The following is a 6,961-nucleotide window of genomic DNA, read 5'->3' as shown; positions in this document are numbered from 1 at the left end:
GGCCAGAAGGGCTTCGCCGTGATCCCGCGCCGCTGGGTGGTCGAGCGAACGTTGGCGTGGCTCACCAGCTACCGGCGCCTGGCCCGCGACTATGAACGTCATCCCGCCACTGCCGAGGCCATCATCCGCTGGGCCGCCATCGCCACCATGACTCGCCGCATCACCCGCGGAACACCCGCAACCCGGCCGGGACCACGCCAATTCGCCACCGATTGAAGATCTCAAACACGCTCTTACATCGAAGTCGGGGTTTCTTCGCTTGACACCGTTCGACCCGCGTGGGGGGTGAATGCGCACTGGGCAGGATCTGTGGCCGTGCAGAGGTTCTGCTTGCCGCTGTCCCGGTTATATGTGGCGGCGCGGCTGGCGCGGACGCTGACGGGGCCGGTGGAATTTGGCCAAGAATGCGTGTGGGTGGGTACCTGGCCGCTGTGAAACGAATGGCACAGGGCGGAGGACAAGGGGGTGTGGTGCGGATGTGGTCGAGGCGGCCGCGGCGGCGCGGGGGGTCGTCAGGGCTTGGGTTGTTTCTGCTGGGAATCGGGATGGGAGTGCTCACGAACCTGGTCACGGCGCGGCCGGAGCGGTGGCCTGCGTGGGCGCGGCCGGTGGTGGAGTGGTCGTGGCTGATCGGCGCAACCGTTGTTCTTGCGGTCAGTGCGCGGGCCGGGTGGGTGTGGTGGCGTGCGCGATTGCCGCGGCCGGAGTGGACCGGCGGGAACCCGTATCCGGGACTGGTCGCCTACGACCGCGACCGGGCGGGGGTGTTCTTCGGTCGCGTGGACGATGTGCGTGACCTGGCGCGGCGGGTGCAGAGCGCAGCCGTGACTGAGCAGCGGTTCGTACCGGTCGTGGGGCCGTCGGGCAGCGGGAAATCGTCTCTCGTGCTGGCCGGGCTACTGCCGAGCTTGGGTGAGCGCTGGATGGTCTTGCCGCCGATCACCCCCGGCGTCTCGGGGGTCGATGAGGTCGCGGAGCTGCTCGGCACGCGGGTACGGGGGGCGGCGCGCACGGTGTTGGCGGCGGTACGGGACGGTGGCCCCGCCCCGGCGCCGGTGAGCGTGTTACGGGCCCTGCGGGCTGCGCGGGGCACCCGGCAACGAGTGCTGCTGGTCGTCGACCAGTTCGAGGAGTCCGCGATCCAGGACACCGAGGGGGAGCGGCAGCTGTTCCTCGCGCTGCTGTACGCGCTGGTGGTGCACGATCCGCGGTTGTGCGTGGTGGTGACGGTGCGGTCGGAGTGGATCGGCCGTTTTCAGCAGGGGCCTGCCGCCGGACTGTTCATGGTGCCGTTCATGATGAACGTGCTCGAACCGGAGCAGATCCGCCAGGTTGTGGATGGTCCGGCCCGTCTGACTGACACGGTGTTCGAGCCCGGCCTGGTCGAGCAGATCGTGCGCGACACCGGCCGCGGCGACGCGCTGCCGCTGCTCAGCTTGCTGCTCGGGGAGCTGTACGACGGCCTCGGCCGCGACCGGTACATCACCAAGGCCAGCTATGAACAGGCCGGCAAGGTGGGTGGGGTGATCGCCGCCCGCGCCGAGGCGGCCCTGGTCGCGTCCGGGCACGACCTCAACACCACGCTGACCACGCTTCTGCTGTTCGTGAACCTCCAGGGTGAGGAGCCCACCCGGCGGCGGGTGCGGCGCGACGCGCTGACCGCCGCGCAACAAGAGGTGACGGCCGCGTTCGTACACGTCCACTTGCTCACCAGCGACCACGATCCCGACGAGCCCGGCGACCCAACGGGCCGGGTCGTTTATGAGGTCGCGCACGAGGCGCTGCTGCGGCAGTGGCAACCGCTGGCCGCGCACATCGAGACACATCGTGGCACGCTGCGACGGATCACCGAACTGCTGCCGCTCGCGCAGGCTTGGGTGAACGCCGGGCGACCCACCAGCCACCTGGCCTCCGCCGAGCGACTCGCCGAGCTGGACGCTGCTTCCACAGTGGTGTTGCCCGAGCCGCTGGCCGAGTTCGCCGCCGCCTCGATGGAACACGACGCGGTTGAGCGGCGGCGCCGGGCGAACGTGGCCGCTGGTCGCGCCCGTGACCTAATCGGAGCCGACCCGGCGGCGGCGATCAGCCTGTCGCTGGCCGCCTGTACCGAACTGGCCCCCACCCCGACCGCCAACACCGCGCTGTATGAGTCGCTGGCCAGAGGGCTGCGGCACGTCCTCACCGGACACACCGGGCAGGTGCGCTGCGGCTCACTGGCACCGGACGGCCGAATCGCCTCGGCGGACGACACGGGCACGATCCGGATCTGGGCCGAGGACGGCGCCCTCATGAGCGTGCTGAGCGGACATACGGCGCCGGTGTGCGCGCTCGCCTTCGCGTCGGACGGCCGACTGGCGTCAGGGGATGAGGCGGGACGGGTCATCCTGTGGGCCGCGGACGGGCGAATGATCCGCCAGCTTGAGGGCGACATGCGGCGGGTCACCAGCGTGGTGTTCGCCGCCGACGGACGGCTGGCCGCCGCGGGTCACCACACGGCGTGCCTGTGGGACGTTGACGGGGAGCCGCTGCGCCGAGCGACCGGAGAGGGAGAGTTGACCGTTGTCGCGTTCACACCCGATGCCGTGCTGATCACGACCGACGAGGACGGGGAGATCCAGGTCTGCGACAGCAGCGGCCCCGAACAGTGCTGTCTCCCCAGCCCTGACGAGAAGGCAATGATCACCGCGCTGGCGGTAGCCACGGACGGACGGATCGCCGCCGGCTGCCAGGACGGCGCCGTGCACGTCTGGCCCGCAGACCATGCATCCCTCCCGACCACTCCCCGCGCCGGGTTCGGAGACACTGACGCCCCGGTGCGAGACCTCGCCTTCTCGGACGCAGGTCACCTGGCCGCAACCCACACGAATGGCTACGTCACCATCTACCGACTGGGCGGCATGCCGACTTACCGCTTCCCAGTGGGCAAAGCATGGACCTCGCTGGCGTATGTACCCGGCGGCTTGCTGGCGTTGGCCGGTCACGGTGAGGTGCGATTGTACAAACCGGACCGCACGGTCGCCTTTGCCAGCGCGATAAGAACCGACCACATGATCATCCTCGGTTTCGACGCGCGCTGCCGGCTGGTGACCGCCGATCGCGCGGTCTACCTCTGGGATCTCAGCACGCGTGTCCCTCCGGTACTACACAATGACCGCACCACCCGGTTCGAGGTGGAGGTCGGGCCGGCCGGCCGACTGACGACGGGCTCGTGGTCGGCGTTCGGCGCCGACGATCACGGATATCGTCGGGCGCTGGGCCGGCACGACGAGAGCTGCCCGTTGGCGTTCGGTCCGCATGGAGTCCTCGCCGTCGTGACCGGCATGAGCGTGGAGGTCTGGTCCGCCGACGGCGTCCCGCTCCTCGATCTGCCCCGGCAGCAGAACCTACGGCACTTGGTGTTCGCCCCGGACATGCGCCTCGCCACCGCCGGCGACGACCCCACCGTGTTGGTGTGGGATACCGCCGGCCAGCTGCAGCACACTCTCGAGCACGACTCGCCGGTGCGACGCCTCAGCTTCGCGCCAGACGACCGGCTCGTCACCGCCACCACGACCGGCACTGTGCGGATCTGGGGTACCGCCGGTGAGCTGCTCCATGAGCTCAACGGCCACAAGGACCAGGTGGAGGCCCTCGCGTTCGCCGCTGACGGACGGCTGGCTACCGGGTCCGCGGACCGCACCGTCCGCGTCTGGGACCGCGACGGCGCGCTGCTGCACACGCTCATCGGACACACGCAACCGGTCGTGTATCTGGCCTTCGCCCCGGACGGTGGCCTCGTCAGCGGATCCCACGACGGCACCGTCCGCACATGGAGCCACGATGGGTCACTCATGCACGTGCTCGACGTCCCCGGCCGGCTGGCCGGTGGGCTCGCCGTCACCGATGCGGGCCTGATCGTCGCCGGCGAAGAGGGCGGCACCATCCGGGTGTGGACCCCGGACGGCCGGCTGCTGTACGAGCTGCCCGGCAACACGAGCGGGATCGCCGCACTAGCGCTCGCTCCGGACGGCAACCTGATCACGGCCGGACGTAACGGGACACTCAGGCGCTGGCCAGCTCCGATCCCGCTGCCTGATCTCATCGCCGCTGCCCGACGGTGCACACTGCCGCCGCTCACACCCGCGATCCGCCACGACTGGATGTTGCCCGGCGCTCCGCAGTTGGGGTGAGTTTGCTGGTGCGGGCTCAGGTGTGACGAGAGTCATCACTGCTGTTGCGGTGCGGATCAACGCCGCAACCAGCGTGAAACCTCCGGCTCCGGGCCATCGACCGGAGGAAGCCCATGATCGAACACACTCGACAGCAAGACGCCCGCCATTGGGTCGAACATCAACGACCGATTTCAGCGGATACGCTCCGGAAGCAGTTGCGGATCCGTGCCGCACGTTGACGGATGCTCGTGTCAATCGTCCGTGCCGACCAAGCCTGGTGCACGCCGGTCCGGCTTGGTCGACGCAGAGTTCGGCTGATATCGACGTCGGTGTTTGTGTGGTTCCGGTGCGCTACCGGTCAAGCAAGATCGGGAAGGATGGGGAGGTCCGTGGCGAGTCGTCGGCGGTTTTGGGCCAGCGTCACGATCATGATCCTCGGGGTAGGGTCGATGGCCAGCTACGCAGTGCTGTCGCTGGTGACAAATGCCCAACCGTCCACGTCCGCGAATCCTGGCTGGGTGGCGGTGCTGCAACCAGGGGCGTCGTCAGAAGCAGGAGAAATCTTGCTACGAGCCGAGGCCGCAGTGCCGGGCGCTCCCGGCAACCATCCATCTCTGGTCTATTCGGTACTGGCGTGTGGGGACCAACCGTTCCGCGGAGTTCTCCTCCTTGGGGGCCAAGCCCGACTCGATACTATCGTTGTCATTGACCAGAACCTGGTCCCCAGTGCAGATCGAGCACCGACCGCACCGCACGTAAGTACGGTGCCCGACCTGGCACTCGGATTCGGTGACACCGTTTGGCATCTCGGCCCGGTGCAAGAAATCCGGATCGTAATAGATCATCCAACGCCGTGTTTCGGACCTGCCGGCGCCGACCAGCACTTCACGAGTGGAACCGGCACGACCGTCAGCGGCGTCGCACAAGGCCCCATCCAGCGAACTGGCAGCTTCTGGGGGATCAACGGACCTCGCACCAGTCAGGTATGGCCGCTCATTGGCGGATTTCCCACAGCGCCGCAGGGCATGCTTGGTCTCTTCACTGGCCTCGACGGCCTGCAAGGCACATGGTCTATTCCTGCCGTCCTGCATAAGCAGATCGTCAGCGGCGGCTTGACAGCGCGAGCCACGGTCGACGTCGCGATCCCACCATTGGCTGACGCCAGTAGAGTCGTTTGGGATAGTGCCACGCCACTTCGCGCTACGGCGCGCGTCACCAATATCGACGATATGGACTGGTGGCAGAATTGGCTAATCGGGGGCGGCATCTTCCTCGGTGTCGGAGCTTCCCTGTTGGCCAGTCTTCTTTTTGAAATGCTACGACCCAAACGCGATGCCCGCTCTGCCGTCGCCGCGCCGCCCGAATCTTCCGCCGCGCGCGTCCCGCAATTGGAGCCAACTGGGCACAAGCCCTTATCGACGTCGACGCGAGCACCGGCTACTGCCCTCGTGGTAGTTGCTGCTCTTGCAGTAGTTGCCTATGTCCTGCGGCGTCCGCGTCACTGAAACCAACCACGCGCGTCAACGACACCGCCTGGAAAAATGTACGGCCGGACCTGCTGAAAGAGTCGACTGGCCGTCGTGAGGATTGGCTTGGTCGGTGGCCAGCGTGAACGGAGACCAGGCAGCGTGCGGCGGTTCCCTGGTAGTCAGCTACTTGCCGGACTAGGGCTCCGCAGCGTTAACAATGTCGATAATCTATTAGTATGGCAGGCTCAACAATGCAGTCTGTTGGAAGGGAAGTGAGTGATCCTCAGCAAGCATGACAACGGTCTTCGCTGGCCCAACAACAGTGTCGCTGAGTAGCCAGACACTCAATGAGTCCGGAGAATCAGTCTGGGAAGCGGCCAGGATCGTGCTCCCATAAGGCTGTGTCGATTGAATACTATCGTCGCAAGGGGGGCGTGAATCTCGGGGCAATTGGGATTGTAGATAGTCGCGGGCGTCGCGATCCAGATAGTCGAACATCCATCTTTGAGCCCATGTGCCATTCAGGGGCAGACGAACCTCAGTCTCGCCTCGAATCGACAGATAGTCTCCATAAAGAGCACACTTTTCATTATTGATTGACGTTGAGACGCATGACAAGTAGCTATCTTCTCGGTTGACGTATACTGCTGCCGCTGCCACGAGATCTGGCAGTTTGAGTAGGTCCCCGCATGAGGACACTCCTTGAATCTTCTGAGAAACAAAAGCTCCCATGAGGCTGTGAACTCTACCTTCAGCAGCCGGGAAGTCGTCGCTCAATGAACGAAGGTCCTCGACGCCAGAAAGTCGAATTGCGGCAATGTCAGAAGTTAGTCGCGCGATCGCTTTGTCGAATCGATCATTCAATTGGCCGGACTGTGCGAGGGCTGCTTGCTGCTGTGACGTTGTAACAGATTGCTGATTGAGCCATAGCGCAACCGCGGCTATGAGGGTGGTCCACCCTTTCCAATCTATCGCGCGATTAAGCCGGCCGAGGGCATCGGCGAGCCGTGCAGTCCGTGACCTACGGCGCAAGGGGCGATGCAATCCCGCTCTTCTTGACCCGCTTGCCAATTGGCGGGTCGACAGGGCTTTCGTCCGAGCATTTTTCCGTGCACGCTGCATCGAACTATTGTGCCACAGTCTGTGTGCGACTGATGATTTTCGAGTCCAGCACAGTCGCGGCGTCACATCAAATGGAGGCCGCAATACGACAGTCGAAACGGCCCATCGAGGCACGTATCTCGCCGGATGACTGGTCGACGTCGACGATGATGAACGAGCAGCTGGCACGTGTCCTTGTCGAGTTGGTCCACAGCTGTGGGGCACCAGGCGGGCAGGTAG

The 6,961-nt window shown here is 65.7% G+C and carries 3 protein-coding genes; all 3 read left to right on the top strand.

All coding sequences use genetic code 11. From position 1 onward, the window contains the following. Positions 1–216: transposase (locus tag ACJ73U_RS46845; protein ID WP_407784279.1), on the top strand; the 216-nt coding region annotated here is incomplete at its 5' end. Positions 217–278: 62 nt separating this feature from the next. Further along, positions 279–4,169, top strand: a complete 3,891-nt coding sequence (locus tag ACJ73U_RS46840) for an NACHT and WD repeat domain-containing protein (protein ID WP_407784278.1) — start codon at positions 279–281, stop codon at positions 4,167–4,169. Positions 4,170–4,579: 410 nt separating this feature from the next. Beyond that, a complete protein-coding gene (locus ACJ73U_RS46835; protein WP_407784277.1) occupies positions 4,580–5,656 on the top strand; it encodes a hypothetical protein in 1,077 nt (358 codons plus the stop codon). Positions 5,657–6,961 lie beyond the last annotated feature (1,305 nt).

The sequence above is a fragment of the Actinophytocola sp. genome (genome assembly GCF_045807065.1).
Classification (GTDB): domain Bacteria; phylum Actinomycetota; class Actinomycetes; order Mycobacteriales; family Pseudonocardiaceae; genus Actinophytocola.
Note: the sequence above shows the minus strand (reverse complement) of the source record. Positions and strands in the feature narration are given on the sequence as shown.

What these genes read in the sequence shown, in the direction of transcription:
- ACJ73U_RS46835 (WP_407784277.1), top strand. Translation starts at nt 4,580, where the DNA reads ATGATCCTCGGGGTAGGGTCGATGGCCAGCTACGCAGTGCTGTCGCTG.